Here is a 25,611-nt window from a genome sequence, read left to right as displayed (position 1 = left end):
CGATCCGCCGCGGCCATCCCGGAAGGCGAGGCGGACCGGCAGCCCCCTGCGGGGAGCGGATCCCTGCTCAAGGCGGACCCACTCGCGCGCCCCACAGCCCCGATCGGGACGTCAGCGGAGCAGGGGGGAGCCCGGAGGACGCGCAGCCTGCCCCTCAGCCGCGACGGTCACGCGCCGTGGCTGGCCTCAGCCTCGCCGGTAGAAGGGCCGCTTCACCACCACGGCCGGCTCCTCGCGGCCGCGGATCTGCACCGCCAGCTCGGTGCCCAGCTTCGCCAGTGGCGCCGGCACATAGGCCAGGGCGATGGCCTCGGCCAGCGTCGGCGACCAGGTGCCGCTGGTGATCTCGCCCACCACGGCTCCGCCATGCAGCACCGGATAGCCGTGGCGGGCGATGGCGCGCCCCTGCAGCTTCAGGCCCACCAGACGTTTCTGCACGCCGCCTGCGGTCTGCCGCTCCAGCACGTCGCGGCCGATGAAATCGACCGGCATCTCCAGGTGCACCAGCCAGCCCAGGCCCGCCTCCAGCGGTGTGGTGGCGCTGTCCATGTCCTGGCCGTAGAGGTGCATCGCCGCCTCCAGCCGCAGGGTGTCGCGGGCGCCGAGACCGCAGGCTTCCACGCCCCGCTCCAGCAGCTGCTGCCACAGCGCCAGGCCGGCGTCGCGCTTGAGCAGCAGCTCGAAGCCGTCCTCACCGGTGTAGCCGGTGCGCGCCACGAAGGCGGTGGCTCCGGCGGCGGCTCCTGTGGCCTCACCGGCCAGCACCAGATCGCGGTGGCCGAAGCGAGGCAGGCCGGCCAGATCGGCGCCGCTGAGCGCCTGCAGCTGGGCGGCGGCCTCCGGGCCCTGCAGGGCCAGCAGCACACCATCCTCTTTACGGTCGTCGACCGTGATGCCAGCCGGCTCCAGCTGGCTGCGCAACCAGGCGGTGTCGGCCTCGGCGCAGGCGGCGTTGATCACCAGCAGCACCTCGTCGCAGGGGCCCAGCGGCGCCTCGATGCGGCCGCGGTCGTAAACGATCAGGTCGTCGCGGATGCCGCCCTGGTCGTTGAGCAGCACCGTGTAGCAGGCCTCGCCGGGGCCGATGCGGAACAGGTCGCTGGGCACCAGCGCCTGCAGAGCATCCTTCACCGCCTGCCCGCGCAGACGCAGCACCCCCATGTGGGAGATGTCGAAGACACCGCAGCGCTGCCGCACCGCCTGGTGCTCCTGCACCAGGCCGGCGAACTGGACGGGCATCTCCCAGCCCGCGAAGGGCACCAGCCGGCCGCCGGCCAGCCGCGCCGCCTCCGTCAGCGGGGTGCGCAGCAGGGCGCTGGACGCACCGGTGGACGGATCGGCCATGGCGCCTTGGAGCGTGGGTGGGCGGATCCTATGGAGCCCCAGCCAGGGAACGCCCGACGGCCGCGGCCGGCCGCCTTCCCCGCACGCACGCTGGCACCTGATGTCCTGGCGCCCCTCCACAGCCGGACGCCAGGAAGGGAAGGGGCGTTGCGGCGGTACGGCAGCACGCTCCGGCAGCCCGACACGGCGGATGGGACGAGGGGATCGCAGCCCGACGTGGACCCCAGCCGCGTCGCGACGGCCGATGGCGACCGCCGTCGCCGCGAAGGGGCCTGGATCCGCCCGGCCCGATGCGGACCGATACGGCCCGATGGCGATCTAGCCGGGCCGGGAGGCCCCAGGCGCCTACCGATTCCCTGCGGATGGGGGAAGAAAGCCCGCAGATTCGGCAACCACACTTCTCACAACGGTTCCGCCTGTCTACGGTTCCTGCACCTTGATCTGGGAGACCTCTGCCCCGGGATGCCGAACCGCCCCTGCTGCCGCAGCTGCCGCCACTGCGTCCCCCCGAACGGGACCCAGTCGGGCTGGTGCCAGCTGCGTCAGCTGGCGATGCATCCGGAACTGGCGGGCGATCTCTGGTGCCATCACTGGATGGCCCGGCAGCCCCGGCTGCCGCTGGTCGGCCCTGGAGGTCGGGCCAGCCTGGAGGCCAACCCTCCCTCCAATCAGCAGCTCAGCCTCTCGGCCGTCCTGCCGGAAATCTGAAGCCAATCTAGAATTCGTGACCATCGGCCCGTCTTTGCCTTTTCTGACAGGCAGACGGGCCTGTCCGGTTGTATAGCTTGCAGCCCCAGCCCTCAGAGCGGCTGTTGACCCAGGGAGGTGACGGATCTTGGTTGCGACCCCGACGATGACCGCCCCCATCGAGCTGATGGCGGCACAGGCTGACTGCGAGACCTTCACCCTGCCCACCGGCGCCCGGGTGTTTCAGCGCGGCGCCCTGGCCAGCGCCATCTACGGCGTCAGACGGGGGATCGTCGAGCTCCAGGGCGATCAGGACGTGAAGACCTGCTACCGCCCCGGCGAGCTGTTCAGCTTCCGGGACATCGTCTGGCACCAGGGCATGCATCACAGCGACGCCGTCGCCCTCACGCCGGTGGAGGTGCTGCGGCTCGATCGCCTGCGCTTCCTCAACCTGGTGCACAACCACCCCACCCTGGCGATCCTGCTGATCGGCCAGCAGCACGAGCGCCTGCGCGAACAGCGCACCAGCGGCACCTGCTGCTACTGAGCCGGCGCTCAGGCGCCGTGGCCCAGCAGCAGCAACAGGCTGCGGGTCACCTTGGCGGCCAGCACGGAACTGACGCCCGTGGGATCGAGCTGCGGCGCCAGCTCCACCACGTCAGCGCCCACCAGGTGGTGGTGGCGCAGCTCATCCACCAGCACGGCGAAATCACGCCAGAGGAAGCCCCCGGGTTCGGGGGTGCCGGTACCGGGCATCACGGCCGGGTCGAACCAGTCGAGATCAACGGTGAGATACAGGGGCTGGCCGCGCAGGGGCCTCAGCGCCTCGGCCATCTGCTCGATCGCCACCAGCCGGCCCGTGCTGCGCAGCTCCGTGAACTCCGGCCGGGTGCCGCTGCGGATGGCGATCTGCAGCAGCCGCTGGCTGGGCAGCACCTCCAGGCAGCGGCGCATGGCGCAGGCGTGGCTGTGGCGGGCCCCCAGCCATTCCTCACGGAGGTCGGCATGGGCATCGAGCTGCACCAGCACCAGATCCGGCCAGCGCTCAGCCACCGCGCCGACGGCACCGGAACTGATCGAGTGCTCCCCCCCCAGCATCAGCGGACGCAGCCCCAGGGCCAGCACCGAGGCCGTGGCCCGCCGCACCGCGCTGAGCACCGGCTCGGGCGCTCCGAAGGGGATGTCGACGGCACCCAGGTCGGCGAAGGCCAGATCCTCCAGATCGAGATCCAGCTGAGGGCAGTAGGTCTCCAGGCCGCTGCTCACCTCGCGGATCGCCTGCGGCCCGAAGCGCGTGCCGGGGCGGAAGGAGGTAGTGCCGTCGTAGGGCACGCCGAACAGGCCGACCGTGCAGCCCGCCGGATCGCGGCGGCTGCCCATGTAGATGGCGCCGTCGGTGTCGAACAGGTCACTGTCGAGGGGGCCGGCGACCGGGCTGGAGGTGTTGCTCATCCCTCCAATCTGCCCGCTGGCGACGACGGCGATGACGGGCGGCGTGCCGGCGAGGGCTGCAGGCCCGCGCTCAGCCCAGGGCGCGCTCGATCGCGGCGGGGATGGCGTCGAAGGCGCCTCGCTGCCAGCGGGGGCTCCAGATCTCGCAGCCGCCGGCCACCGCATCGGCCCGGTCAGGGTCGGGCTTCAGATAGCGGGGACCGTCGACAGAGGCGAAGGTCCAGCTCCACCAGCCGCTGGGATACATCGGCACCCAGCCGTAGAGCGGATCGGCGTGGCCGAACACCTCGCGCAGCAGCGTCACGGTGTCGAGGTGCACCTGGCGGAAGGCCTCGGGCGATTCGCTCTGGGTGGCGAACACCCCGCCCGGCCGCAGGATGCGCCGGCAGTTCTCGAAGAAGGCGCGGTTGAACAGGCCCTCGGCCGGCCCCGCCGGATCGGAGCCGTCCACGATCACCACGTCGTAGCTGGCCGTCACCGCCTCGGCCGCCCAGGCGATGCCGTCGCCCACCGTCAGATGGAAGCGCGGATCGCTCCAGCAACCGCCGCCGATCGCGGGCAGGTGCTGCTGGCTCCACTCCACCACCAGGCCATCGATCTCCACCATGTCGAGGTGCGTCACGCCGCTGTGGCGCAGGCACTCGCGGGCGGTGCCGCCGTCGCCGCCGCCGATCACCAGCACCCGCTCGATGTTCGCGGCGCCGCACAGGGCCGGATGCACGATCGCCTCGTGGTAGTGCCGCTCCTGGCGCTCGGCGGTCATCCAGCAGCCGTCGAGCAGCAGGCCCTTGCCGTAGCGCTCGCTCTCGATGATCGTCACCCGCTGGAAGGGTGAATCGGCCTCGGCGATGACGCGGCCGGCCAGGCCGTAGCGCACGCCGTCGAAGACCTCATCGATCCAACCAGGGGTGGGGGCGGGCTTGCTGCTGTCGGCCATCGGGCGCGGCGGTTGCTGCCTCCAGATTTGCGCATGGCCGGTGTGCGCTCCGTCACGGCGGCTGGGCCTGGCCGTGACAGGCTCAGGCCATGGCCGATGGCGCGTCTCCAGCGGATCTGCAGGTGCCGGTGGCGGGGCGATCGCCCGTGCGCCTGCCGGCGGCGGAGCTGCGCTGGCGCTTCTCGCGCTCCTCGGGCCCCGGCGGCCAGAACGTCAACACCACCGACTCGCGGGTCGAGCTGATCTTCGATCTGGCCGCCAGCGAGGCCCTCTCGCCGCTGCACAGGGCACGGGCGCTGGCACGCCTGGAGGGGCAGCTGCTGGAGGGCTGCGTGGTGATCACCGCCAGCGAGCACCGCTCCCAGTGGCAGAACCGCGTCGCCGCCCAGCGGCGCCTGGTGGCCCTGCTGCAGGAGGCACTGAAACCGCCCCCACCGCCAAGACGGGCGACCCGGCCCACTCGCGGCTCCGTGCAGCGGCGCCTGGCGGCCAAGAAGCAGCGGGGCGAGGTGAAACGCCAGCGCGGCGGTCGGATTCAGCCACCTGAGGACTGAACAGAAGACTGATCGCCACCCTGGGCGGCCTGATCGAGCACCTCCAGGGCCCGCTGCCGGCGCCCCGCCCCGCGCGCAGCGCGCAGGCGGAAGCGTGTCTCGGCGTCGTGCTCCGCCAGCATCAGCGTCGTCATCGCATCGATGAGGCGGTTCAATGCCATCACGCCATTCGGTGGTCACGGCCTGCCCCGTGTGCTGGGGCGCTGGCCTGTCTAGACCGGGAGCACCACCCTGGACGCCCCCGGCGCGGAGGGCCACCGATGCCCCATCCCCTCTCCCGACGCCTGCTGCTGGAGGGCGTCGCCGGACTGGGCCTGACAGCCCTCACCCTGGGCGGCGCCGTGGGGGAGGCCGATGCGGCGGAGACCACTGCGCAGACCTCTGAAGCGGAGGCCGAGCAGCTGGCCAGGAGCCTGAGCGCCTGCCACCCGGGCGGCGATCCGCTGCAGGCCCTGCTGGCGGGCAACGCACGTTTCGCCCAGGTGTGGCAAAGCACCAGCGGCAACCTCGATCCGCGGGCGCGGATGGGGCGCTTCGCGGCCCTGTGGCGCCGCAACTGCCAGAGCGATCCGGCCGCCCTGGCGCGCGGTCAGAGGCCCTGGGCGGCGGTGCTCACCTGCGCCGATTCACGCGTCTCCCCCGAGTGGCTGTTCGATGTGGGCCCGGGAGAACTGTTCGATGTGCGCAGCGCCGGCAACACCGCCTTCCACGCCGGCATCGCCTCGCTGGAGTACGCCGTGGCGGAGCTGGATGTGCCGCTGATCCTGGTGCTGGGCCACAGCGGTTGCGGTGCCGTCACCGCGGCGATGGGCGACGGGCCGCTGACGCCGCTGCTGCAGGAACTGGTGGAGCCGATCCGGGCCTGCCTGAAGCCGGGGATGGATCTGCAGGCGGCGATCGAGGCCAACGCCAGGGCCTGCGCCGCCGCCCTGCCGCAGGAGAGCGCCCTGCTGGCCGGAGCCGTGACGGCAGGTCAGCTGCGGATCGAAGCCGCCGCGCTGGACCTGGGCAGCGGCCGGGTGCGGATCCTGTAGGGATAGGCGGATCCACGCCCCTCCCATCCGGCTCATGCCCCTGGTGCCTCCCCCGCCGGGCTGCCAACGCCGGATGCCGCCTCCGCCCGGATCGCGGCCTTGGCCTGCTGCCACAGCCCCTCCAGTTCGCGGATGCTGCGGCCCTGCAGGTCGCCGCCCAGGGCCGCCTCGACGCGGGAGAAGCGAGCGAGGAAGCGACGGTTGGTGCCCGCCAGGCCCTCCTCCGGATCGATGCCGCACCAGCGGGCGACGTTCACCAGGGTGAACAGCACATCGCCGAGCTCCTCCTGGGCGTGGGCCCGATCGCCGCTGGCCACCGCCTCCTTGAGCTCATCGAGCTCCTCGTGCACCTTCTGCCAGACGCCGGCCATGGCGTCCCACTCGAAGCCGGCGGCAGCGGCCTTGCGGGAGATGGTCATGGCACCGGCCAGCGGGGGCTGGCCGCGCACCTTGCGGGCCAGCTGATCACTGAGCGCGCTGGCGGGGGGCGTGCTGACAGTCCCGGGCGAGCCCCCCTCCGAGGAGCCCTCGCCGCCGCTGCTGCCCGCCGGGTCGGAGCCGGCGGTCCGCTCCGACCGCTCGGCGGCCTTGATCGCCTCCCAGCTGCGCCGCACCGCTGCGCTGTCCGCGGCCTCGGCACCGGCGAACACATGGGGATGGCGGCGGATCAGCTTGCCTGTGATGCCGGCGGCGATCGTCTCCAGATCGAAGCGCCCCTCCTCGCTGGCGATGCGGGCATGCAGCACCACCTGCAGCAACAGGTCTCCCAGCTCCTCGGCCAGGTGCCGGTCATCGCCATGGCGGATCGCGTCGGCCACCTCGTGGGCCTCCTCGAGCACATAGGGCACCAGCGAGGCATGCGTCTGCTCCAGATCCCAGGGGCAGCCGCCGTCGGGATCACGCAGGCGGTCGACCACCGCAATCAGCTCGGCCAGAGCCGCGAGACTGGCCGGCGCTGCCTGCTCAGCCGAGACGGAGGAAACGCCGCCCTGGGGCTGGGGCTGGGACATGGCGACCGCCACGCAACGGGACTGGGGCCCACCTTCTCACCGCCGCCGCCGGTGACGTCCAGGGCGGCGCAGCAGGGGCCGCAGCAGGCGCGGAGTGCGCGGCAGCGGGTCGCCGTCCTGAATCAGATGCAGCCAGGCGCTGGCCTCCACGCCCACCAGGGCCGTGATCAGCAGGGCTGGCTGAGCGATCCAGAGCGCCTGCAGGGCCGCAAGCAGGCGGCCGGGAGGCGGGGTGCCCAGCGGGCGGCCGATCAGGCACAGACCCAGAAGCACCAGGCCCAGATACAGAAGCCGGCCGGCGGTGCCGATCAGCGGCGTGTGGGAGACCAGGGAGCGATGCGACAAGAGGCTGCGGTAGGGCCACCACAGCCACCGCAGCGGGCCCCAGCGGTGCGCGGGATTGGAGCGGGTGTCGAGATCGGGCGAGAGCAGCAGGCCTCCCACCAGAAAGCTGACGCTGGCCACCGCCATGCCCGTGAGGCCCAGCCACGGCCACCACAGGGCGCCGAAGGGCAGGGCCAGCAGCCAGGTGGCACGGTCGTGGGAGCGCCCGGAGGCCATGCGGCGGCGGCGGCTGCAGCGAGTGTGACGGCTGCAGTGGGCCCGCGGTGGGCCTGCAGGGGAACGCCAGTGCCCACCAGGCCATGGCTCCTGGCGCTGTTGCCCCTCTCAGACGTGAAGATCCCGGGCAGGACGGCTCCACGACAGAGCAGCACCACGGCACTGCCATCGCCCGCAGAACAACCATCGCCCGTCAGAATGCCCGCACCGCCCGCTTAGCTCAGCGGTAGAGCGCCTGCCTTACAAGCAGGATGTCGCTGGTTCGAACCCGGCAGCGGGCATCTCAAAAAACCAAGCCAGGACAAGGGTTTTGGCGTTGCGCCCCAGAGGACGCATCAGCATGACGGAGCACGTTGTGGCGATTCTGCGCCCATTTCTGCGCCCAGGACACGCAGACTGGAGCGGCCGGAAACGGCTGAAAACCGTCTGCCTGCCTGGGAGGCACCATGGCTCAAGCGTCGGGCTCCAAGGCCCCATCGGGCGCAGAACCTGCCCCGAAAGTGGCCAGATCCCTTGCAGCAGCAGGGGAAAGGAAGGGCGCAGAACGGGCGCCACGGTGGGTTCTGACACTCCGTGAGGCGATCAAGCAGGAACACGGCTTCGGCTGGAGCGTCCGCGAGAAGAGCGGCAAGGTGCAGCTCACCCATCGCTACGAAGACGGCAGCCGCAGCAGCATCACCCTCGACTGCCCCTGGAACCCAGAGGCGATCTCCGAGGTGCTGGGCCTGCTGCCGGAGATCCGCAGCCGCATGGAGAGCCAGCGCCTGGGGCTGGCCGAGGCCTACGCCCTCCTGCGTGGGACTGATCGCAGCCGGGCGGGGCGTCTCGACTGGCAACTGCTGGTAGTTCGCTTCCAGAAGCACAAGGTCGCCGATACCGGGGCGGTGAAATCGCGCACCTGGGACGCCATGTATGGCCCCGTGATGAGCCAGGTCCTGAAGGCCATGGCCACCAGACCTGTGCCAAGGGATGGGCGGGCGCTGTTGGCCGCCTTACGTGATCGCTACGGCGGTGAACCGGGGAGCCGAGGCCGGAAGCTGCGCATGCAGTACACCAGCCAACTGCTGCTGTACGCGGTCAACGAGCTCGGGGCGCCAGAGCGCTGGTTGCCTCCACAAGACCTGGGTCCGTTTGTGGGTCAGGCCACACAGGAGGTGGCCCAACAAGGGGCCACACCGATCAAGGATCACCAACTCATGCGGCTCCTGGAGGGCATCCCGGATCCTCGATGGCGACTGGCAGTGGGATTGATGGCATGCTTCGGCCTACGCCCCGTAGAGCTGGGCCACATCCGAGTCAATGGTGACAAGCTGCACGTTGCCTACCGCAAGCGCACGGCACGGGGCAACACAAAGCCGGGGGATGTCATCGGCCTCGACCCCGAGGGCCTGCAGGGTGAGAGCCTGCGGCTTCTGAGATTGCTTGAGTCCGGGCTGGTGGATCTACCGCCGCTGGGGCTGATTGATGGCGATGCAGCCCAGTCGGTGCGCACTTATTTGAGCCGCCGGCCCGTCTGGCAATCCCTGAAATCCGAGGTTGCCGCGCAGGGAGGGAAGCTGAGCGCGTACAGCTTCCGCCACGGCTATGCCCTGCGGGCCCATGAGCTGTACGACCTCACTCCCCGAGTGACGGCAGCGCTAATGCGACACAGCCTTCAGACCCATCACGCGCACTACGGCGCATGGGTTGATGATGAGGTTGTTGATACCTCAGTGCAGAGAGGCATCCAGAGGCTTGCCCGAGAGCTGGCAAGTGCTGATGGGTGATCAGGCCGGGGATGGTAGTTGCCGGCGGCCTGACCGCCCAGGGACAACTTGGAGACTGCGGCTTCAAGACGGCTCACCGGGGCTCCCCTGTGATGATTGCCCCCCCTGCTGAACACGTCAGGCTTTCGTGCGCTGCTAAACAGGCTTCCCCTAAACTCCAATCAGCCTTGGCGCCCTCGCGTGGCGCGGACGCATTGAGACGCCCGCCGAAGCAAGTGCAGCCTGTGGAAAACGAAACTGTGGAAAACGGCGGTTTCCCGTGGGGGACGTTCCCCGTGGAAAGCGTGGAAACGGTGGAAACGCCCCGAGATCCACACGGCCGCAGGGGAAGTCATTTCCACACACCCGGCCGAAGGCGTGGAAACGAATGCACATCCAGTGGCGGCAAGGGATCTCAGGGGGAACCTGGGTGGATGGCGGGAAACGGCACCTGGGTGTATGGTCTTGCAATCGGTGGTCCCAAGCCCGTAAGGAAATAAGGGAAGGGGGAAGGTGTATTTATAGAAGCTAAGAATCAGCAGGAGAGAGGGGGTGAGGGGTGGCTTCGGTATAAACAATCGCCTCTCGCCGGATTACCAGCTGGAAGCGACGGCATCACGCTGACGTGGTATCGGCATCAAGGGCTTTCTGTGGAAAACGATGCGAAGTTTTCCACAGGCGGCTCAGCCCAGGTCGTCCCAGCCAGGCACGACGTCAGGTCCGTCCAGGTCGGGTTCATCTGAGCCGGCATTCAGGTCGAGACCCCGCTGCTGGATCGCGTCGGCCTGTTCGGCGTGGCCGATGGCGTAATGGCCGCGGGCCACCTTCTGCAGGTCACCGGCTTTGACCAGGGCAGCAATGGTCCGGTCGAGATTCTTGGGGTTGCGCCAGGAGGGGTTCCTGATGCCGGCCTGGTTCAGTAGCAGCGGGATGTCGGATCGCTGGATGCCTCGGTAGTAGCTGGCGGGATCGCCCTCCTGCAGGTGCTTCGTCCTGGCAAGATGGCGGTTGTAGTGATCAGCAAAGGCCCTGATCAGTCCGCGTTCGCTGCTAACTTCCTCGCCATTTCCATCACCAGAGATGCACAGGCGTCCATCGGGATTCATCTTGTATGGAATCTCGGTGTGTGCTCCTTTGCCATCACGCAGCTTGGAGATACAAAAGTAGTGCTGGCCCTCTTCCACCCGAAGGCGAAAATAGCCATGCACCATCTCAGTCAGGGCGGCAATCCCCTGCGGGGTTTCACTCTCCTTCGATTGGTGAGTGAGGTAGATGGTCGTGATGTTCCTGGGTCCACAGATACCCTCGATCACTTCGAGGTAGCGGGCCAGAGCCTGGTCGCCAATCAGGATGCCTTCCGGCATGCAAGCCTTGAGCGAGTCAATCACCAGGAGGGTGATTGGCGTTCCCTGGGCTTCGTAGTAATTGAAGGTGGTGATCAGCCGGTGAAGACCCCGTAGGTTCATCCGCCAGGGCAGCGCGGTGTTGTCGCGATGAGCGGCAAAGGTCCTGGTGTAATTGACCCACTCTTGCCTGTCCTCCCCGTAGCGCTTGAGGTAGCGCTTAATGTCACCCTTGGCGAACAGGCCACCGTCGGAGGCGATGTAGAGAACGCGCGACTGTGAGAACTGAGACGGTGGTGTCACCTTGAAGCCGAGAAAGCTGGTGTGACCTGGGGCTCCAAGGGCGGCTCGCGCCAGCATCAGGCCAATCAGGGTCTTGCCGACACCTGGCAGGGAATAGATCAGATAGGACGCTCCGCGTACCAACAGGCCATCAACGAGGTATTCATTCGGCGCTTCTTGATCGGAGACAAGAGGTTCATCTGGAACCGAGAAGTCATCTCGCTGGGAGATCTGGTTGCAGTCGCAGAAGATTTCCAGCAAACGAGTACGGATTCGTTGGGGGCTCAGTCGAAAGACGGGAAAGGATTGAAGCTCCGATTCAATCTGATCGGCCCTGTATCGGGCTTCCTGGGGAGTCAGTTGTTGCTCGCCCTCTTCTGTGATGAGCTTGCGTTCTGTCTCGATGGTGTAGAGCTGAGCCAGCAGTATTTCGATCTGTTGGCTTTGGTCGGCCGGTTCTGCTGGTTGACCGTGTTTCGGCGATGGATCATCAGCTGGGCCACGGCTGGCCATCAGGGAGGTGGGCTGGGCCGCGGCCGACAGGCGTTCCAGTTCCTGCATTGATGGCACCATGTCCGGCGCCTGGGAGCTGGGGCTCCTTGTGTCACTGCTGGCGCGTGAACGCATCAGTGACGACGGAATGACGACACCGCCGCCACCGCCGTACTGCAACTCCGGCGGCAACAGTTTCCACCACTGGGCACCGTGCTGCTCCTTGGCCGCGGCCAGAATGGCGCCCGCCCCCTGGCCTGGGGTCATGCGTGTGCCGGCGCGGGCCAGCCGGCGCTTGATGTTGCCCTGGGTCTTGCTGTGGTGGCCGCGGTGATGCCACTGCAGGAAGGCCTGCTCGATCCGCTCGTCGCCGGTGGCCGCGGCCGCGTTGAGCATCGAGACCCAGTAGCCACCGCTGAAGTCGCCATCGGCACTGGGGCGCAGCAGCTGCTCCAGACAGATGACGGCGCGCTGCAGGTCCAGCTCCAGCTCGTCGCCTCCGCCGTTCTGGCTGACGGTGCGGCGCTGGCTGAGGGCCTGCCGCTGCGCCGTCAGGGCTTCGCGGGCGTTCTCGGTCACCTCCCAGGGGATCGGATCCCCTTCGCCGAACTCAAGCAGGGCGGCGTCGTTGCCAAACCAGTGCCGCTCGGGCTTCTCGCCGCTGTTGTCCTTGAGCTTGAGGCCAAGGCGCTCCAGCCACTGGTGGTAGATGGCGCGGTGCAGATCGGGGTCGTCGTGCTCGTCGCAGCGGAACACGGCCCGGAACCGGTGCTCGGCGTCGGAGTGGCTGCAGCTGGTGGCTGTGAACAGGCAGTGGCGGCGCACCAGGGGGTTGGCCCAGAAGGCCTCCAGCGTCAGGTCGCCATCAATGTCGAGCACCAGCAGGTTGCAGGCTCCGGCGTGGTCCTGATCGCGCTGGCCACCGTAGAGGTGACAGCCCACCCAGGACTTTCCCTGTTGGATCCATTGAGCCAATTCCTGTGGGGAGAGGTCGCGGCAATCCCAGCTGCCGCTCTGCTCGACGGAACCGAATCTCTCTTTGGGAGTCTTGTTGTGATGATGTTCATGTACGGCAACGTGTGCCTGAAAGTCCATGGCTGGCCCTCCGATGCGGGGTGACGGCGGGAGGGTATGGACCTCACAAATCTGGGGTTGAGAGGTGGGTCATGGCCATGCACCTCAGTGCACTGAGGTGCACCAAAGTGGGCATCAGGCAGCTTGAGTGCACTGCGATGTACATCGCGATTCGCTTCAGGACCAGGCGGGGTGGCATGGTGCCGTCAAAAAAAATGATGAATTCGCCTCTTCCACGAAGACTCTTGTCGCACCGGAACTGGCGAACAGCGGCTCCAATACGCGGCCTAAGGGGCAGTTCTCGCGTAGCCCCAAGCCGCACGCTTGGTCACGAGTGCCTTTCGCATGGCCAGCGGCGTCCCCGCACGTCGCTTCCCCGTTTCCCTGGTCTGAGCGGCAGCCAGGGTGGGGGGATCGGGGCTGTCGCGTGGCAGCTGCTGCTCAGCAACAGCAGCTGCACACGACGGCGAGGAGGCCTTAGATGTCCTCAATGCCCGGGTGGTCTGGTGCCATGTCTGGCCCACGGTCCGGCATGCCGCCCGCTTCTCTGATCTGGGTCTTCTGCTCCTGGAAGCTCGGCCAGTCCGGCTGCGGCTGGTTGAAGTCGCGGCGTGGATCCCCGAAGTAAGTGCGGCACAGCCTCTGCCGGGTGGATGGGCAGTAGAGGTCGAGGGTCGCGGAGCTCCAGCGTGGATGGAGAGCGCCGATGCCCAGGACATAGGGATGGTCCTGGTAAGCGTCGGCGCTTTTGAGCAGCCACATCGGCACCCCGGCGCGGATGTTGCTGTCGGGATGGCGGAGATCCCGGTTAGGCGGCAGGAGATCGCCCTCGCCACCGAGTGGGATGATCTGCACCCGGCCGTCGCCTCGCTGGTGGTCGAAATCCTTCTGGGTGCCCGCGAAGGGATCGCCTTCCCAGAACGTCACCACGATCTTGGGGGTGCCGTCAAGGAAACAGGAGGCCGTCTGAGCGGAGGTGGTGGTGAGAAGGATGGCGCAGTTCACCGCCTTGGTGATGCCGTCAGCGACGCCATCGAGAGTGGAATAGATCATGAATGCCGATGCGAAGTGCTGCGCAGCACGACTGGGCTGCTGGAGCCAGTGGTGATGCAGGGGACAAGCCCTGGGATGGATGGCCGTGGTCTCAGCATTCGGGGCCGGGTGTTCCGCGCCGGTGATCCCGCTGTGGCGTCCGCTGGGCCCGGCGGAGCAGTACTGAGCAGCGGCAACTTAGGGCCAGAGGAGCCAGCAGGGCAAGGCCTGGCACGGAGGCATGACAGGGATGGGGGGACTCCGCCAGTGGGAATGCGGGCGGAGTCCGGCAGGTGTGGCTCAGGGCTGGTGCTCGAGGGTTGCTCCTGCGCTCAGGAGGCGTTGCTGGCGGTCGTAGCCGGGGATGTCACCGACGACGGCTCCGGCGGTGAGGAGGAGGCCGCAGGAGCGGAAGCGCTGCTTGATCAGCGCCAGCTGGGCGTGGAATACAGATGGTTCCTTGCTGATCAGGTTGGTGCGTGGGGCCGAGCTCATCGCCACCCAGTGCCGGCCGGAGGCGACATCGACGTCGATGAAAACGCCGCGGCCGCGGCCCGGGCGGATCGAGAAGCGGGCCATGCGGCAGAAGGCGACGATGTCGTCCTGGGCCTCGCTGATGGCCAGCAGGCCACCGGCCAGGCTGCGCACCGGCGAGGTGATGTAGGGATCGTTGGCGGCATCGCGGTTGACGGCATTGAGGTTCAGCTCGCCGACGCTGCCGTCATGGAGGAGGAAGGCAAGGCGCAGGCGCTGGTCGTAGTCATCGCCCCAGCGGGCCTGGCTGAGCTGCAGGGCGAGATCGATGGGTCGGCCGATCAGCATCGGGTTGCCGGTGCCGGTTTTCGTGGCGCCGCCGTCATGGCTGGCGAACCACTGCGACTTGTCGGCGAAGTCAATCTTGAAGCTCACCGCCGGCTCGGAGGGGTTGATGGCAGGGAGGCTGGGATCGGGCAGCTCGCCGGTGCTGGTGAGCGCGCCGAGGGTGTTGGCCGCGGCCAGATCAGCGATGGGCGCCGAGAGGGTGATGGGCTCCTGCGCGGGGTCGGTGGAGACGGGGGGTGTGGCGTTGCGAGGCATGGTGGTCTTGCGTGAATGCCTCAGCTGGGGTGCAGAGGCAGGCAAGAAGGGCCCCCGGCAACGCGGGGGCCTGTTGAGTGGGACTTGGGCTCAGATGTCAGAGGTGATCAGGTAGCGGTGGCCCTGCTGCGGGGAATAGGTGGCGCAGAAGCCCTCGGCATCGAGGTCACGCCAGACGCCCGCCCAGTCGATGTGACAGCGGAGTTCGTCGGGGACCTGATCGAGTAGCCCGCGTTCCTCCATCCAGTCATGGGCGAAGTCCTCGGGGCGCTCGTAGAGGCCGTGGAAGCCGTCACGCCAGGCGTCGGGCTCGAGCACCTGGCCGGCATCGCTGCAGAGGATGCGGTAGACGGTGGCGTCGTCGGCATCGAGTTCACTGACGATCTGGCAGTAGGCCACCAGCTCATCGATGTCCGGCCATTCCGTTCTGGCGAGGAAGGTGGGGAGGAGCTGGTTGTCGTGGATGGCGTACTCCTCGGCATCCGGTGCCGGTGACTCCTGGATCACTGCCGCGATGGCGGTGCGGATGTCGTCGGCGTCGGGGCCGTCAGAGAGATCCAGCCAGCTGCCGAACAGACGGCCCGCGTTGTAGGAGGCGAGGCAGGCGACATAGATCGCCGGGCCATCGCCGCAACGGCGTTCGATTCCGCCGGGCGGCAAGGGCGGTGCTGGCGGCGGGGGCCATTGGCCCTTGGCCTTGAGCACCGCCTCGTAGAAGGCCGTGAAGGCGGGGTTGCCGTTGTCGCGCCGGTAGCCGGCGGCGAGGGCAATGTCGGCTTTGGGGCGCCCCTCGAAGTCGCGGATCAGCGACAGCAGGCCGGTACCGGTGACGGGATGGCTCATGGCTCAACCCTCCACTGGGGTGGTGAGGCTGCCGAGCTCGTGGCGCAGCTCATCTGGCAGCGCCTCGGCGGCCCGCCTGAGGAAGCGTCGGCAGCGGGCCCGGTACAGCTCGCCATTGCTGACATCCAGCAGCTGCTGGCGGGAGTGGTGCAGCAGGGCGATGACGGCATCGGCGACGACGTCATCGGTGAAACTCTCAATCCGCAGCGTCTCGCGATAGGGATCGCCGTAGCCGCCGCGCTCCAGCAGCACGCCGGCAAGGTTGAGCACCAGCTGGTCGGTGGCCTCGATGCTGTAGGTCGTTTCGCGGAGGATCGTGGTGGTTGGCTCTTCTCCGTCACGTCGGCGGGTGGAGGAGGTGGTGATGGTGACGGGGTGGAAGGGATCTGGCATGGGCCTGGGGCAAGGACTGCCCAGAAGGGCAGGAAGCCCAAGGCCCCCGGAAAGGGAGCCAGGGCCCAAAGGGTCAGAGCGATGCGCTGGAACCAAGGGTTCAGTCGCCGGCGTCGTTGGCCGTACCTGACGCCTGTGCTTCCTGTATTGCCGTGCGAATGACGGCATGGAGGTCGTGGCCAAGGGCAGCCTGCAGGAAACGCTGGAAGTGATGCTCCTGTTCGCGGCAGCGAGAGATCACCTCATGCTCGAGGTTGGCGAACGTCCGCTCGGCCGCGGCCTCGGCCATGGCGCTGAGCTCGCCATGAAGTGGAGTGATCTGGGCGCTGATCTCCTGGCGCACGAGATCCTTGATGCGGTCGTCCTCGACTTTGCGGAGCACGCGATCAGCAATGCGGTTCAGCATCTGGACGAACTGCCGATCGTCGTCGCTGAGGGTTGGCAGGAGATGGGACTCCGGCATGGGATAGAGGCTGGCGATGCAGGCGGCATCGAGCTGCCGCTGGAAGGCCCGGGCAATCGCTGGATAGTCGATGTTGCGGGTGAGCTTCTCGGCCAGCCGGGCCCAGTCGCCCTCGGTGATCTCGAAGGCTTCCAGCTGTGCCCTGGCTGTCTGAAGCACCTCGTGGTAGCCGTCAGCGAGGGCATCGAGGCGCAGCAGGATGTCGCCTGCGTTGACGGTGTTGCCTTGAACGTCGATGGTGGTGGACATGGGGTGATCAGGAGAGGGTGAGCTGAAAAGTCCGGCCGTTGGCAAAGGCCGAGTTGTGGGAAGTGGGCATGACGCCATCAAGGAGGTTCTGGATGACGAGCAGGGCCATGGCGGCGGAGAGCGCATTGGCGCTGATCAACTGCGGGGCAGAGGGGGCGTGAGCCGCGCAGGTGCCATGAGCCGGGATGGCGTCGATGGGGCGAGCGATGTTGCCGAAGAGCAGGGCGGGCGACAGGCCAATCGGCTGGCCGCCAATGACGCCATGCCAGTGGGTGCTGGTGGCGATGCGGCCGCGGCCGTCACTGTCGTCGGCGTTGCCGGTGGTGACATGCAGCCAGTCGCCCTGGTGTTCTTGCAGCACGTCGATGACGGACTTGCGGGTGGCGTCGTTGTCGACGGCGCTGACGATCAGCGGACAGGTGCTTCCGGGAAGCAGGCGCCTGAGGACGGCTTTGTCGAGGAAGTCGGGGTGGCTGCGGACAGCGCAAAGGCCGATCTCCTGGCAGTGGTGAGCCAGGACATCGGCCTTGTTGCGTCCGAGTTGATCGGGCCCGCACAGCTGACGGGCCTGGTTGTGATCCTCAAAGACATCGCCATCGGCGATCAGGAGATGGGCCGCGGCATTGGGGTGGTAGGCCAGCAGCCGTGCCAGGGAAGGGATCAGCTGGCCGCCAGTGCCGCCAGCACCGATGACGATGGTGGAGTCAACGAACATGGGAGGGAATGGGGATCAGGGATCTGGGCAAGCAGCAGCGCCTGGAACTGCAGACGCGTGTCGCCGGTGTGATCGGGATGGGGGAGGACAAACCAGCAGCGGCCATCGCTGGCGGCCGTGAGGAAGCCAGCGAGCTGCTGGCCGTCCTGCTCGAGGAGGACGTGGCGGTGCAGGCCGACGGCGATGACGCCGTCCTCAGCGGGGAAGCCGCTGCCGCGCAGCAGCAGATAGGCCGCCGGCTGGTGCTGACTGGACACCAGCAGAGCGGCGTCAAAGCCGGCGTCGATCACGCAGCCGCCGATGGGGTTGGTGCAGCGGCTGCTCCTGACGTTCCGGCAGTTGGCGAGGTAGTCGCTCGGCTTGAGCAGATCGCCATTGGCCGGCGTGGCGGCGTAGGTGTCGACGATCTCCGGCAGGCTTTCGGGCAGCTCGTCGTTCTGCCCCCAGCAGATCGCCCCGTGGGAGAAGACGTTGAGGCTCTCGTAGAGCGCTGACAGCCAGCGGCTGCTGGGGTCGACAGCCTGCATCGCGGCCTGGTCGCTGAGCCTGCGGCCGCGGATTGGATCGAGCTGGATGGCATAGACCATCGGCGGCAGCGGGCCGTCGATGACATCCGGTGCCGACATGTCCTGGGGGTCGTCGTGGCCTGCGGGGCAGGGGAAGGACACCCAGTTGATGCCGTCCTCGTAGCAGCGGCAGCGGGACTTGTAGGTGATGGAGGTGGCGGGGTTGCCGTTGCCGTCCTCGTAGTCGATGTCACTGTCGCTGTAGTCCTGGAAGTAGAAGTCGCAGCCCTTGCACGTCTCCTCAAAGAACGCATCAAGGCAGTCATCGCTGTCGCAGCTGCCTGCATAGGTGAGATGGCCGTGGCCATCCGGCAGCCAGGCGCTGAGCACGAAGACGCTGCGGCCTGAGAGGTTCAGGGATCTACCACTCGCTAATCGGTAATCCCTGGGGAGTGGATGGAACAGGACGGTCGGTGCCGTCACTGGGGTGATCAAGGTCATGGTCATCAAGCCAGGTGAGTGGGTTGTCGAGGAGGGTGGAGTGCTGGGCGTAGCTATGGCGAATGGCGTCGATCACTTCCGCCAGCACGTCGTCTCGATCGAGTTGATAGGCCTCAGCACAGAGGAAGGCTTCTTGTATGGCCTCCCACACCGCATGCAGGGCCCAGTCGAGGTCCTCCTGGGCCTCGCTGGTCGGCCAGCTGTCTGGCTCCCGTGCTGCCTCGTGGGTGAAGGAGGGTGAGAGATGAGCTGGCCTTTCAGTCCGGCAGGCACTGCGGCTTTGACGCGTTGGTGATGGGACCGGGAGGAGCCAGCCACGGGAGGGCCGCTGCGGCTGGATCACCTCGAGCACAGCCGGATGGAAGGTGGCGGCGATGGGCGTGAGGTCGATGACGGCTGCGGCGTCTGGGAGGTAGAAGCGGCGGTGGTTGGCGGTGATCGAGGCGGTGGCGAGGTAGGTGCGCCGGGTTGTGTTGATGTGGGAAAGGACGATGTGCAGGCCCGGACAGCCGAGTTCCGATGCGTCGTCGATGGACGAGAAGCGATCGAGCGTCATCGTGTTGTGGCTGTGGCTACTGCCGGCCGGCACCCAGCCCTCGGGTGGATAAAGCTCCACCAGCTCGCCGGTCGCGATGTCGATCGCCGCATCAAAGGAGTCGATGCGCACGGAGGCACCGCTCACCTCCTGATGGGGGATGAGGAGGCGCCACTGGCTGCGGTCCTCCTCGTGGCGGAGCAGCCGGCAGCTGACTTCCAGATCGCCCTGGCGGAGGTGGGCGAAGTGAAAGCAGAGCTGCACCCAGCGGCTCCAGAGATCCGCCGGGATGCGGTGGATGGAGTCGTGCAGCTGGAAGGAATCGAGCGCTCCGGGCTCGAGAACGGCGGTGGCTTGCGGATCGGGACAAGGGGCCAGGAACTGGCCCCAGGTATTGCTGCGCACCCGAAAGCATCCGTTCCGTGGGGTACGGATGAAGTCGTCCATCTCAGGCGCCTTTCGTTTCGGAGTTGATGGCGCCTCGGTAGATGGTGCCGGGTTTGGCGGCGTCATGGCCGGAGACGATCTGGCCTGCAGCAACGAACCTGCTGATCCGGTTGGTGTCACCGAGATCTGCGGCGTGTTCGTCGAACAGCTGCTCGATCGACTTGCCGGCCGCCTCGGAGGCAGGGATGCGGATCTCCTCCTCGTTGAGCTGGAGCACGATCGGGCGAAGGTCCTCGCCTTGCGTGTTGGCGGGGGAGGGGTTGGTGAATCGGAAGAAGCCCATGGTTCTGGCGATGGGTAGGTGGAACACCTGTGCCGGTAGGGGTGCACAACACAGGCGCCAGAACCAGGCCCCCGGAAAGGGGCCAGAGGTTGAGGGGCAAAGAGGGAAAGGGGCCGATGAATCAGCGAGTGGAGACAGCAAAACCGCGCGGGGCCTGCACGCCCCTTGCCTTGGTGCGGGAGGCCTGTGGTTGCCTGGCCGGCTTGGCCGCGACTACCGCGGTGCGGCGTCGGTACGGCCGGGGCGTTTGGGGCTCGATGGTGGACTGAGTTGCGGAGGCTTCTGTTATTGCGGGTGGGCTCAGTTGTGGATCGGCTGCGCCGATGTCAGGTTGGCTCTGGCGCAGCACCAACGCGCTGGCGTGTTGCCCGAGCTGTTCGCTCAGGGCCACGAGGGTGCGATGGCTCCAGCGCAGCAGCTGCCAGCTGCCGATGGCCATCACGAGGAGGCCGGTGATGACGATGGCGGCGACATCGCGCCAATCGATCAACGTCCAGAGGTGATGGAGACGGGGCTTGAGCAGACGGCCGCAGGCTTGCCCGCTGAGGTGGGTGTGCTCGATGGCGATGGCCAGAGCGTTGAGGCAGCCAAGGATGGCCGCGGCCGTGAGCAGCTTGCCGGCTGCAGCGTTGCACCAACGTGCAGCGATGCGGAGGCTGCAGAGCGTGATGGGTAGGGAAGGAATGGTTGACATCGGTGACAGGAGTGGGGAAGTGTTGGGGTGCCACAGCCACTGGCATGCAGCGTCATCAGGGCCGGTGGCACACCCCAACAAGGCCCCCGGAAAGGGGACTGCAGCGCCGATGGCGCGCCAAAAGAGAACAGGGCAAATCTCTGCATTGCCTCTGCCCCATACCCTCCGGGCACAGCGTCAGAGGCAGATGCGTAAGGCAGCAGATCCGGGGCTCGTCCTACAGGTGGCGGCGTTTCTGGAGGACAACGCGCTGACGCGCGGCTGGGCGGATTCCGTGGGCCGGGGTGTGAACTGGGTGGAGCGGCAACTGGCCAGTGACGAGGAGCTGCGGCACCTGATCAGCGATCTGGCTGCCAAGCGCCACCGCGGTGCCCAGCTGTCCGATGAGGATCTGGTGTTGCTGGAGCGCCTGAAGGGAGCGCCGATCGATCGCGCCCTGGCGAACCAGTTGCTGGCGGAGCATGAGGGTGGGGGCTCGAGTTACGTGGGCCAGGCCGCCAGCCGCTACATCGCGGAGGCGGGAATCCCTCGAGAGACTTTGATGGGCATCGCAGCTGAACTGCAGACCCCGCGGAATCAGCGGACGGAGCTCGGCCATGCGATCAGCACGCTGGCGGGCCATCCGGCGCTGGCTTACGGCGCGGCGATCGGTGCTGGTGCGCTGGGAACGGCCGCGGCGATGGAAGCCCATGACTGGTGGAGGGCTCAGCAGCAGACCCAGATGGAGGGGTGAGGGCCGCAGGCGGCGCTGGCGGCACTGCAGATGGGGAAAGCGCCCCCTGTTGGAGGGAGCGCTGGCTGGTGTGAGGCCTCAGGCGACAGGAACGTTGCCGTCGTAGGTGTGATTGCAGAGATGATCACTGCGGATGTAGAAGCCAAGCCCGGTGCGTTGAACGGCGCCGGATTGCGCATCGCGGGTGACGATGCCCAGCTCCGCGCCGAGGGCGTTGGCGATGGGGGTGCTGCTGGCATAGAAGCAGCCGCCCTCGGCGTAGCTGCGACTGTCCTCACGGGCCTGGTTGTGGAGATCCTTGGCGTGCTCGAGCAGGCGATGGTTGGAGCGCTCCTGGATGGGGTGGGGCAGACGCTGCTGCTGAGGCACCGCCTGGTGCTGCTCCCCCTCGCCGCTGACGGGGATTGACTCAGCGGAGGGACTCGCCGCAGGGTGCTGGGAGGCGTGGATGGTTTCAGGCATGGGGTTTCCATGATGAAGAACACCCCATCAAGGCCCCCGGAAAGAGACGATGAGGGCAAAGAGCCTGTGTAGAGGTTCTGGTGGGGGAGGACTCGATTTGCGACCCTGCCGCTGCCTGCATGGGCCTGTACCTGAGCCGATGATGTTGCACGCAGACCTGAGCAGAATCAGCAGGGAAAGGATGCGCCCGGGCGCGATCGAGAGTGGGCGCCTGTGATGGAGCAGTTGGCATACACAGGCAGCTCTGCACCGGAGGTGGGGCAGACCTCAGCGGTAGAGAGGGTTTAGAGGTGGATTCCCAATGCAGAACCGCATCCAGAAATCGCCCCGTGGGAGTGTGCCAGTTGCACCGAAAAGCTTGTGTTGCCAATCGGTTTGACCGTGATGATGGATCCTGGCGCGCACTGATGCAGTCGCGGGCATCGCCTGGGTGCGGGATGATGAAATGCCTTGGCGGCCAGGGGGCTCGGGGGTGATCCGCGAGGGCGCCGCCTGTCGTGCTGCAACGCCGGGGCCTGTAGCGCTCGAGCGCGTATGCGTAAATAACGCGTATGCGCATGTCGTTATGAGCACATGGAGGCAGCGTCCGTGGCCCCCGGCACTCGGTGCGAGAGACTCCGGGGGGCAGGCAGGTGCCGCGGCCGGCGGAAATGAGAAGCAAGAAGGGGGGGGAACAAGAAAGCGCCCCCGATCAGGCGAAGCCTGTGGGGGCGCAGGGGTGACCTCAGTGGCGGTGCTCACTCGTGCCCATCAGCGACGCAGGTCGCTCAGGCCGAGGTAGACGCTGAGGTAGGGATTGCCGGCCTTGCTGGTTCTGGAGCGCACGAAGATCTTCCACTCCATGCCCTCGGGGGCGGCCAGGTTGAAGGCCTCCAGGAGGTTGGCGTCGGCCTTGCCGACGAAGGGCGTGCTGTCGCTGCTCGTCTCAAAAATGGCGCCCAGCGGGTGGAACGCCGGCTCAGCGGAGCGGGAGTGGGCCTGAGTGGCCGCGGCCTTGGAGCTGCTCTTGCGGGTGTAAGCCATGGTGGCTACGGGGATGGTGGACACCACAGCGAGGCCCCCGGAAAGAGGGGCCTCGATGGACGGCTCTTGCAGTCAGAGACTGCGGTGCGACTGCTCACCATGGCCCCCGGAAAAAGGGGTGGGGTGAGGTTTTTTGAAGGGGGTCCCCCAAAGAGGGGGGAAAGAGTGAGGGGTCAGGGATGCGGCATTCAGTTCTCGCGCGCACGCGAGGTCGGATTGAGGGCGTAGAAGCGCCAGTCGCTCAGTCGTCGACGCGATCCTCGCGATCACCCGCCAGCACACCCGCAAATCCCATCACCACCGGCGGCCGATAGGGCTGCAGCTGCTGGGCCGCGGCCTCCAGGAAAGCAACCAGGACAGTGATCAGCAGGATGTAGTCGCGCAGAGCCGGATCCAGGGGCCCCTGGTGCGCAGGTTCCTGGGCATTGAGCACGGACTCAAGAGGAGCCCAGAGCGAATTGGCTCGCGCTTCGGTGTAGATCTCGGCCAGGCGGGCGCTGTGCACCGGATCACTGAGTGAGGCCGATTCAGCTGTGTGCGCGAAGGCATTGCGGAGCCGGCGCAGGGTGGAGAGGGCCTGCTCGACAGGCGCATCGATCAGCCCCAGCCGGGAGGCCAGAGCCACCTTGGCGCCAAGGGATCCCAAGGGGCGATCGGGCAGGAACAGGCCATCGCCTTTGAGGGGGCCTGGGGTCATCACGGCCTGCAGCAGATGCTCCAGAGCTGCATCCACGCGGGCCACGCCCACCAGCACGGCGCCGCGGCCGCGCTCCTCGAGCATCTGTAGGGCAATCCTGCGGGCTGCATCAGCGGCGACTTCCGGGGAGTGGGGCAAGCTTGAGGACATGGCTGTGGAGATGCGGATCAGCTGGCGCCGATGAACGGTGATGGCTGACCGCTGAAGCTCACCACCACCCGCTTCTTGGCACGGGTGGCGGCGACGTGCAGGAGTGAGCGTTCCTGCTGCTCGAACAGTTCCTTGGAGAGCTGGTCTGGGCAGCCATCGAGGATGCGCCTGAGGGGGATCTGGTCGGCCGTCAGCCCTGGCAGGAACACCTGGTCGAACTCCAGGCCCTTGACGCGGTGCATCGTGGCCAGTCGCAGGGCCGGGTCGCTGGGGTCATCCGACTCATCGGCGTTGATCACCCGGGTGACGAATCCCTCAGCCTGCAGCAGGCCATTGAGCTTCTCAACCGCTTTGTTGGTTCGGGCTGAGACGCAGGTGGAGGCGAGAGATTGCTGCTCCTCCCGCAGCTGGCGCAGGGTGCTCACCAGGAAGCCCTGCTCTTCCGCGGGATCCTCGAATCCCCGCACTAGCGGGGCATCGCCATAGAGCAGGGAGCGGTAGTCGCTGCTGGGATCGCTGCCGCCATCAAGGTCATCGAAGTCAAGGCCGTGCAGGACGGCTGTGGCCCAGGCACGGGTTTCCTCCGTGGTGCGGTAGTTGATCCGCAGCTTCCTGGCGCGACCGCGGATGTCGATGCCGCAGCGGCTGAGCACCACCGGCTTGCCATAGATCCGTTGGTGGGGATCACCGACGATGAACAGATCGTTGGCGCGGGGCTCACCCACCAGGGCCCTGAGCAGCGAGAAGGAGGCCAGATCAAGATCCTGGGCTTCGTCCACCACCACGGCGGCAAACAGCGGCGGCTGATCGCCGCGGTTCAGCAGGTCGGCGGCGATCTGTTTGGCCTCCTCCGGCTCCCACAGCCCTCGCTGGCGGAATTCGGCGCGCAGCGCATCGAAGACGGGCCAGATCTGGGCGCGCTGCTGGCGATTCAGGCGGGTGCCGCGGCCCACCCGCCGTGCCATCAGGTAGTCGTCGCGGCTGCGGCAGCCCTGAGCGAGCACCACGTCTTTCCACTCTTCCTGGTAGAAGCGCTTGTCGAATCCCAGCGACGTTTCGGCCACATCCAAAGCCAGGCTCCATGCGCTGTCACGAGCCTCCTCGTTGAACACCCGCACCTGCAGGCCCTGGTTCTTGAGGAAGTTCATCACCCAGCCATCGAGGTGAATCACCTCGATGCGCTGAAGTTCCTCGGGGCTGCAGATCTTGGTGAGGTTGGCGCGGATGTCGGTGGCCAGGTTGCGGGTGAAGGTGGTGAACAACACCCGGCCGGGAGTGCTCGAGCGAATCTGTTGCTGAGCAAGCCAGCGGGCCCGGTGCATGGCCACCACCGTCTTGCCGGTGCCAGCACCACCGAGCACCCGTACTGCACCACTCCAGTTCCTTTCGACGAGTCGGCGCTGACTGGGATGGAGGAACACGCGCCAGCGCTCCAGCGGCGCCGAGAGCATCGCTTCCAGCACGTCGTCATCGGTGATGACCAGAAATTCAGCCTTGCTCTCCGGGGTGTCGAGGGCCGCGGCCACATCGCTGGGATCGATGGCTGTCGGCCGCTGGCGTTCCAGCTCCTCAATCACGGTCTCGATTGGCTTGCCGTCTGCGAGCAGGATCAGTCCATCGACGCAGTCCTGGGGCACCCACTCGATCAGGCGGGTCAGAGCCTCTTCGCTGCTGACAGCCCGTACGGCAGGCAGTAGGGCTTCTGGAACCCCCAGCAGCATCAACTGGTCGTCGTCGCAGTGGGCGAACAGCGATGGAGCCTTGTCTTGGATCTGGGTCGTGACGGGAGTCGCTATGCCAGAGGCCTGAGACGGCGGGGTCTGATTGGCGAGTGCCTCGCTGACGGCGGCGGCAATGGCATCGCCAACAGCCATTTCGGCGGCCTCCACATCCACCACCTGCAGGGCACCGGAGACACGGTTCACATGGCAGGTGCGGCGGCGCGCCCATTGGTAGGCGTCGTCGTGCTTGTCGATCCAGAGCAACACGTAGGTGTCGCCTTCGTCAGGCGCGCGCACGATGCAGCGGATGTCCTGATCCACCCGGATCGAGCGGATGAAGGGATCCTTACCGCCTTCGATGCGCTCGTAGTTGAGCCCCGGACTGCGGGGATTGGCACGGAACTTGGAAATGAAGGTGGCCACCTTGCCGCGCGCCTTCTCCGGCAACCGCCCGAACGCCTTGAAGAAGTCGTTGGAGAGGGCAACGGTGAGGCAGGGCTCGCTCATGTCAGGTCCGGGGAGGAGGCGGTGAAGACTGGCGGTGATGGCTGGCGGGTCAGGCGGTGGCTGAG

28 protein-coding genes and 1 tRNA gene are annotated in these 25,611 nt (G+C 67.2%); 8 read left to right on the top strand and 21 right to left on the bottom strand.

All coding sequences use genetic code 11. The features are described from left to right. Positions 1-186: 186 nt before the first annotated feature. On the bottom strand, positions 187-1,344 hold the full coding sequence (gene gcvT / locus H8F25_RS09355) for a glycine cleavage system aminomethyltransferase GcvT (protein WP_197210187.1): 1,158 nt from the start codon (positions 1,342-1,344) through the stop codon (positions 187-189). A 462-nt stretch (positions 1,345-1,806) separates the two neighbouring features. Between gcvT and H8F25_RS09350 the strand changes: the two genes are divergently transcribed. After that, the gene (locus H8F25_RS09350) at positions 1,807-2,052 is read left to right on the top strand and encodes a hypothetical protein (RefSeq protein ID WP_197210186.1); all 246 of its coding nucleotides are present in this window, start codon (positions 1,807-1,809) and stop codon (positions 2,050-2,052) included. A 145-nt stretch (positions 2,053-2,197) separates the two neighbouring features. Further along, positions 2,198-2,578: a Crp/Fnr family transcriptional regulator gene (locus H8F25_RS09345; RefSeq protein WP_231596723.1), complete on the top strand. Its 381-nt coding sequence runs from the start codon at positions 2,198-2,200 to the stop codon at positions 2,576-2,578. A gap of 8 nt (positions 2,579-2,586) precedes the next feature. Here the strand turns inward: H8F25_RS09345 and speB are convergent, their stop codons facing one another. After that, positions 2,587-3,483, bottom strand: a complete 897-nt coding sequence (speB, locus tag H8F25_RS09340) for an agmatinase (RefSeq protein ID WP_197210185.1) — start codon at positions 3,481-3,483, stop codon at positions 2,587-2,589. Between the two features lie 70 nt (positions 3,484-3,553). Beyond that, a complete protein-coding gene (gene speE / locus H8F25_RS09335; protein WP_197210184.1) occupies positions 3,554-4,420 on the bottom strand; it encodes a polyamine aminopropyltransferase in 867 nt (288 codons plus the stop codon). Between the two features lie 89 nt (positions 4,421-4,509). On the opposite strand from speE, the gene arfB reads away from it, so the two are divergent. Continuing rightward, the gene (gene arfB / locus H8F25_RS09330; RefSeq protein WP_197210183.1) at positions 4,510-4,974 is read left to right on the top strand and encodes an alternative ribosome rescue aminoacyl-tRNA hydrolase ArfB; all 465 of its coding nucleotides are present in this window, start codon (positions 4,510-4,512) and stop codon (positions 4,972-4,974) included. Here the strand turns inward: arfB and H8F25_RS09325 are convergent. Then, entirely contained in the window at positions 4,956-5,135 is a 180-nt protein-coding gene (locus H8F25_RS09325) for a hypothetical protein (protein ID WP_197210182.1), read from the bottom strand. The two genes, arfB and H8F25_RS09325, sit on opposite strands and share 19 nt — an antisense overlap. Before the next feature lie 99 nt (positions 5,136-5,234). Between H8F25_RS09325 and H8F25_RS09320 the strand changes: the two genes are divergently transcribed. Next, complete coding sequence (locus tag H8F25_RS09320) at positions 5,235-6,008, top strand: carbonic anhydrase (protein WP_197210181.1); 774 nt, start codon at positions 5,235-5,237, stop codon at positions 6,006-6,008. Positions 6,009-6,040: 32 nt separating this feature from the next. Here the strand turns inward: H8F25_RS09320 and mazG are convergent, their stop codons facing one another. Both mazG and H8F25_RS09310 read right to left on the bottom strand, forming a co-directional pair. Beyond that, on the bottom strand, positions 6,041-7,018 hold the full coding sequence (gene mazG / locus H8F25_RS09315) for a nucleoside triphosphate pyrophosphohydrolase (protein WP_197210180.1): 978 nt from the start codon (positions 7,016-7,018) through the stop codon (positions 6,041-6,043). 36 nt (positions 7,019-7,054) lie between these two features. Next, positions 7,055-7,579 carry a metal-binding protein gene (locus H8F25_RS09310; protein ID WP_197210179.1) on the bottom strand — a complete coding sequence of 175 codons (525 nt, stop codon included), beginning with the start codon at positions 7,577-7,579 and terminating at the stop codon, positions 7,055-7,057. Between the two features lie 209 nt (positions 7,580-7,788). Here H8F25_RS09310 and H8F25_RS09305 point away from each other — a divergent pair. Together H8F25_RS09305 and H8F25_RS09300 are read left to right on the top strand one after the other, a co-directional pair. Further along, a tRNA-Val gene (locus H8F25_RS09305) sits at positions 7,789-7,860 on the top strand. A gap of 219 nt (positions 7,861-8,079) precedes the next feature. Then, positions 8,080-9,345, top strand: a complete 1,266-nt coding sequence (locus H8F25_RS09300) for a hypothetical protein (protein ID WP_197210178.1) — start codon at positions 8,080-8,082, stop codon at positions 9,343-9,345. Between the two features lie 662 nt (positions 9,346-10,007). On the opposite strand, the gene H8F25_RS09295 is transcribed toward H8F25_RS09300, so the two are convergent. Then, positions 10,008-11,837, bottom strand: coding sequence for an AAA family ATPase (locus tag H8F25_RS09295; RefSeq protein WP_197210177.1), 1,830 nt, complete (start codon positions 11,835-11,837; stop codon positions 10,008-10,010). Between H8F25_RS09295 and H8F25_RS09290 the strand changes: the two genes are divergently transcribed. Next, entirely contained in the window at positions 11,775-12,560 is a 786-nt protein-coding gene (locus tag H8F25_RS09290) for a hypothetical protein (protein ID WP_197210176.1), read from the top strand. The two genes, H8F25_RS09295 and H8F25_RS09290, sit on opposite strands and share 63 nt — an antisense overlap. A gap of 432 nt (positions 12,561-12,992) precedes the next feature. On the opposite strand, the gene H8F25_RS09285 is transcribed toward H8F25_RS09290, so the two are convergent. The 10 genes from H8F25_RS09285 to H8F25_RS09240 all read right to left on the bottom strand — a co-directional run bounded on the left by H8F25_RS09285 (position 12,993) and on the right by H8F25_RS09240 (position 20,253). Further along, on the bottom strand, positions 12,993-13,568 hold the full coding sequence (locus H8F25_RS09285) for a hypothetical protein (protein ID WP_197210175.1): 576 nt from the start codon (positions 13,566-13,568) through the stop codon (positions 12,993-12,995). A gap of 279 nt (positions 13,569-13,847) precedes the next feature. After that, positions 13,848-14,624 carry a hypothetical protein gene (locus H8F25_RS09280; RefSeq protein WP_197210174.1) on the bottom strand — a complete coding sequence of 259 codons (777 nt, stop codon included), beginning with the start codon at positions 14,622-14,624 and terminating at the stop codon, positions 13,848-13,850. 90 nt (positions 14,625-14,714) lie between these two features. Then, a complete protein-coding gene (locus H8F25_RS09275; protein ID WP_197210173.1) occupies positions 14,715-15,467 on the bottom strand; it encodes an antirestriction protein ArdA in 753 nt (250 codons plus the stop codon). Between the two features lie 3 nt (positions 15,468-15,470). Next, positions 15,471-15,860 carry a hypothetical protein gene (locus tag H8F25_RS09270; RefSeq protein WP_197210172.1) on the bottom strand — a complete coding sequence of 130 codons (390 nt, stop codon included), beginning with the start codon at positions 15,858-15,860 and terminating at the stop codon, positions 15,471-15,473. A 100-nt stretch (positions 15,861-15,960) separates the two neighbouring features. Then, a complete protein-coding gene (locus H8F25_RS09265; protein WP_197210171.1) occupies positions 15,961-16,572 on the bottom strand; it encodes a hypothetical protein in 612 nt (203 codons plus the stop codon). A gap of 7 nt (positions 16,573-16,579) precedes the next feature. Then, positions 16,580-17,287 (bottom strand): ThiF family adenylyltransferase, encoded by a 708-nt coding sequence (locus H8F25_RS09260; RefSeq protein ID WP_197210170.1) that lies wholly within the window; start codon positions 17,285-17,287, stop codon positions 16,580-16,582. Then, on the bottom strand, positions 17,233-18,183 hold the full coding sequence (locus H8F25_RS09255) for a hypothetical protein (protein WP_197210169.1): 951 nt from the start codon (positions 18,181-18,183) through the stop codon (positions 17,233-17,235). Before H8F25_RS09255 ends, H8F25_RS09260 begins: the two co-directional genes overlap by 55 nt. Before the next feature lie 31 nt (positions 18,184-18,214). Continuing rightward, positions 18,215-19,234, bottom strand: coding sequence for a hypothetical protein (locus H8F25_RS09250; protein WP_197210168.1), 1,020 nt, complete (start codon positions 19,232-19,234; stop codon positions 18,215-18,217). A gap of 43 nt (positions 19,235-19,277) precedes the next feature. Then, the gene (locus tag H8F25_RS09245; RefSeq protein WP_197210167.1) at positions 19,278-19,559 is read right to left on the bottom strand and encodes a hypothetical protein; all 282 of its coding nucleotides are present in this window, start codon (positions 19,557-19,559) and stop codon (positions 19,278-19,280) included. Between the two features lie 121 nt (positions 19,560-19,680). Continuing rightward, entirely contained in the window at positions 19,681-20,253 is a 573-nt protein-coding gene (locus H8F25_RS09240; protein WP_197210166.1) for a hypothetical protein, read from the bottom strand. Positions 20,254-20,440: 187 nt separating this feature from the next. On the opposite strand from H8F25_RS09240, the gene H8F25_RS09235 reads away from it, so the two are divergent. Beyond that, positions 20,441-20,986 (top strand): hypothetical protein, encoded by a 546-nt coding sequence (locus H8F25_RS09235; protein WP_197210165.1) that lies wholly within the window; start codon positions 20,441-20,443, stop codon positions 20,984-20,986. Between the two features lie 78 nt (positions 20,987-21,064). On the opposite strand, the gene H8F25_RS09230 is transcribed toward H8F25_RS09235, so the two are convergent. The 4 genes from H8F25_RS09230 to H8F25_RS09215 all read right to left on the bottom strand — a co-directional run bounded on the left by H8F25_RS09230 (position 21,065) and on the right by H8F25_RS09215 (position 25,546). After that, complete coding sequence (locus H8F25_RS09230) at positions 21,065-21,448, bottom strand: hypothetical protein (RefSeq protein ID WP_197210164.1); 384 nt, start codon at positions 21,446-21,448, stop codon at positions 21,065-21,067. A 750-nt stretch (positions 21,449-22,198) separates the two neighbouring features. Continuing rightward, complete coding sequence (locus tag H8F25_RS09225; protein ID WP_197210163.1) at positions 22,199-22,471, bottom strand: hypothetical protein; 273 nt, start codon at positions 22,469-22,471, stop codon at positions 22,199-22,201. A 241-nt stretch (positions 22,472-22,712) separates the two neighbouring features. Continuing rightward, a complete protein-coding gene (locus tag H8F25_RS09220) occupies positions 22,713-23,318 on the bottom strand; it encodes a hypothetical protein (protein ID WP_197210162.1) in 606 nt (201 codons plus the stop codon). Between the two features lie 17 nt (positions 23,319-23,335). Beyond that, positions 23,336-25,546 carry a UvrD-helicase domain-containing protein gene (locus tag H8F25_RS09215; RefSeq protein ID WP_197210161.1) on the bottom strand — a complete coding sequence of 737 codons (2,211 nt, stop codon included), beginning with the start codon at positions 25,544-25,546 and terminating at the stop codon, positions 23,336-23,338. Positions 25,547-25,611: the final 65 nt, after the last annotated feature.

This window comes from Synechococcus sp. CBW1004, from assembly GCF_015840715.1.
Lineage (GTDB): Bacteria > Cyanobacteriota > Cyanobacteriia > PCC-6307 > Cyanobiaceae > Cyanobium.
The sequence above is the reverse complement of the archived record's forward strand: the minus strand, read 5'-3'. Positions and strand labels throughout refer to the sequence as shown.

Coding starts and splice junctions, on each gene's coding strand:
- gcvT (WP_197210187.1), bottom strand. CDS start 1,344: ATGGCCGATCCGTCCACCGGTGCGTCCAGCGCCCTGCTGCGCACCCCG.
- H8F25_RS09350 (WP_197210186.1), top strand. CDS start 1,807: ATGCCGAACCGCCCCTGCTGCCGCAGCTGCCGCCACTGCGTCCCCCCG.
- H8F25_RS09345 (WP_231596723.1), top strand. CDS start 2,198: ATGACCGCCCCCATCGAGCTGATGGCGGCACAGGCTGACTGCGAGACC.
- speB (WP_197210185.1), bottom strand. CDS start 3,483: ATGAGCAACACCTCCAGCCCGGTCGCCGGCCCCCTCGACAGTGACCTG.
- speE (WP_197210184.1), bottom strand. CDS start 4,420: ATGGCCGACAGCAGCAAGCCCGCCCCCACCCCTGGTTGGATCGATGAG.
- arfB (WP_197210183.1), top strand. CDS start 4,510: ATGGCCGATGGCGCGTCTCCAGCGGATCTGCAGGTGCCGGTGGCGGGG.
- H8F25_RS09325 (WP_197210182.1), bottom strand. CDS start 5,135: ATGGCATTGAACCGCCTCATCGATGCGATGACGACGCTGATGCTGGCG.
- H8F25_RS09320 (WP_197210181.1), top strand. CDS start 5,235: ATGCCCCATCCCCTCTCCCGACGCCTGCTGCTGGAGGGCGTCGCCGGA.
- mazG (WP_197210180.1), bottom strand. CDS start 7,018: ATGTCCCAGCCCCAGCCCCAGGGCGGCGTTTCCTCCGTCTCGGCTGAG.
- H8F25_RS09310 (WP_197210179.1), bottom strand. CDS start 7,579: ATGGCCTCCGGGCGCTCCCACGACCGTGCCACCTGGCTGCTGGCCCTG.
- H8F25_RS09290 (WP_197210176.1), top strand. CDS start 11,775: ATGCCACTGCAGGAAGGCCTGCTCGATCCGCTCGTCGCCGGTGGCCGC.
- H8F25_RS09295 (WP_197210177.1), bottom strand. CDS start 11,837: ATGCTCAACGCGGCCGCGGCCACCGGCGACGAGCGGATCGAGCAGGCC.
- H8F25_RS09285 (WP_197210175.1), bottom strand. CDS start 13,568: ATGATCTATTCCACTCTCGATGGCGTCGCTGACGGCATCACCAAGGCG.
- H8F25_RS09280 (WP_197210174.1), bottom strand. CDS start 14,624: ATGCCTCGCAACGCCACACCCCCCGTCTCCACCGACCCCGCGCAGGAG.
- H8F25_RS09275 (WP_197210173.1), bottom strand. CDS start 15,467: ATGAGCCATCCCGTCACCGGTACCGGCCTGCTGTCGCTGATCCGCGAC.
- H8F25_RS09270 (WP_197210172.1), bottom strand. CDS start 15,860: ATGCCAGATCCCTTCCACCCCGTCACCATCACCACCTCCTCCACCCGC.
- H8F25_RS09265 (WP_197210171.1), bottom strand. CDS start 16,572: ATGTCCACCACCATCGACGTTCAAGGCAACACCGTCAACGCAGGCGAC.
- H8F25_RS09260 (WP_197210170.1), bottom strand. CDS start 17,287: ATGTTCGTTGACTCCACCATCGTCATCGGTGCTGGCGGCACTGGCGGC.
- H8F25_RS09245 (WP_197210167.1), bottom strand. CDS start 19,559: ATGGGCTTCTTCCGATTCACCAACCCCTCCCCCGCCAACACGCAAGGC.
- H8F25_RS09240 (WP_197210166.1), bottom strand. CDS start 20,253: ATGTCAACCATTCCTTCCCTACCCATCACGCTCTGCAGCCTCCGCATC.
- H8F25_RS09235 (WP_197210165.1), top strand. CDS start 20,441: ATGCGTAAGGCAGCAGATCCGGGGCTCGTCCTACAGGTGGCGGCGTTT.
- H8F25_RS09230 (WP_197210164.1), bottom strand. CDS start 21,448: ATGCCTGAAACCATCCACGCCTCCCAGCACCCTGCGGCGAGTCCCTCC.
- H8F25_RS09225 (WP_197210163.1), bottom strand. CDS start 22,471: ATGGCTTACACCCGCAAGAGCAGCTCCAAGGCCGCGGCCACTCAGGCC.
- H8F25_RS09220 (WP_197210162.1), bottom strand. CDS start 23,318: ATGTCCTCAAGCTTGCCCCACTCCCCGGAAGTCGCCGCTGATGCAGCC.
- H8F25_RS09215 (WP_197210161.1), bottom strand. CDS start 25,546: ATGAGCGAGCCCTGCCTCACCGTTGCCCTCTCCAACGACTTCTTCAAG.